1 protein-coding gene is annotated in these 1,105 nt (G+C 61.9%); it reads left to right on the top strand.

Annotation, left to right across the window (positions count from 1 at the left end):
- On the top strand, positions 1 to 1,105 hold a 1,105-nt coding region (locus tag AC1DUU_RS32660), incomplete at both ends, for an HlyD family type I secretion periplasmic adaptor subunit (protein WP_476787424.1).

A 1,105-nucleotide genomic window follows, 5' to 3' on the forward strand; every position in this document is an offset into this window, starting at 1 on the left:
CCGCAAGACTATCCAGCATCTGGAGGGAGGCATCATCGGGCGCATCTTGGTGCAGGACGGAGATGTGGTGGCTGCCGGCCAATCCCTCATCGGCCTTGATGACACCAAGGCGCGCGCTACTGTCCAGATGCTGCAGGGGCAGCTCTGGGACACACAAGCCCTGGAGGCGCGCCTGGTGGCCGAGCGCGACAATCGCGAAACCATCTCATTCCCAAAAGACATGCTGKCGGTCGCACAGCATAATCCAGCTGTGGCGGGGATAATCGTCGCGCAAAACAGGATCTTCGACACTCGTCGCAAGCTCCAGACGTCACGGATCGAGATCATCGAGCAGCGCAAGGCACAGACGGAGCAGGAAATCGCAGGGTTGCGTTTTCAGGCAAAAGCGGCCGCGACGCGGGCGGCCATCATCAAGGGCGAAATCGCGGCAGTCGCCCCCCTGGTGGCCAAGCGGCTGCAGACGCGCGCGCGCCTGTTGCAGATTGAGCGCGAGCAAGCCGAGATCGACGGCCGGATCGGTGACACAATGTCCCAAATGTCACGCGCAGGACAAGCCATTGGCGAGTCGCGGGCGATGATCCTCAAGCTTGAAAGCGATTATCAGTCAGAGGTCGCAGAGGACCTGCGCGAAACCCAGTCCCAGATCCTTCAACTCGCCGAGCGCTTTCAAGCCGCGAGTGACATTCTCACCCGAACAATTGTGCGCGCGCCCGAGGCCGGCACGGTCACGGACCTGCGCATCCACACGACTGGAGGCGTCGTGGCAGCGGGCGAGCCGCTCCTTGACCTCGTGCCTAGCCAAGACCGCCTGATCGTTATGGCCCAGGTCAAACCGGAGGATATCGACCTGGTTCATCCCGGCCTCACGGCGCGTGTCCGCCTGTTGTCGTACAAGCATCGCCGAGTTCCCCCCGTGGAAGGGGTTCTCACCTATGTCTCAGCCGACCGCCTTATCGACACCGAAACGAAGCGGGCATTTTACACCGCGCGCATCCRCATCACCGAGGCGTCGCTTCGTGCGCTGCCCGAAGTGGAAATCATGGCGGGGATGYCGGTCGAGATTTTGATAAACACCGGCTCTTTCACCGTCGCCCACTATGCGCTC

This window comes from Aminobacter sp. P4_H6_2 (genome assembly GCF_056400805.1).